1 protein-coding gene is annotated in these 317 nt (G+C 57.4%); it reads right to left on the bottom strand.

The features are described 5' to 3' along the window. Positions 1 to 317, bottom strand: a 317-nt coding sequence (locus AC1RPU_RS08095) for a hypothetical protein (protein WP_481769659.1), incomplete at both ends; no start/stop codon positions are given.

Genomic DNA, 317 nt, shown 5'->3' with positions numbered 1-317 from the left:
CACGGACATGTGTTGGGCTCACGCTCCACGGGTTTCGGTCCCGGGTGCATCAGCTGCCACATAGCCTTGTTGTCGATCCAGCGAACTGCGCCCATCTCAATGAACACACGTTCGCCTTTCTCGTTTTGGAGAATGTAGCCGGAGTATTTGTAGCCGGAGCCCGCAAGTTCTGCGGCTTTTCGTGCCGTATGCTTGTCAGTCACGCGTTCCGAGGCCGCGCGCTCGTTGCGGAGCCTCGCAATTTCGGACTTGAGTTGATCGATTTCGGATCGGGCTGTCTGAATGTCGGCCTGTTCTGCTACTCGCGCGCTTTTCTC

It is taken from the genome of Dellaglioa sp. CoH-55-MRSF-7 (genome assembly GCF_056782235.1).
Note: the sequence above shows the minus strand (reverse complement) of the source record. Positions and strands in the feature narration are given on the sequence as shown.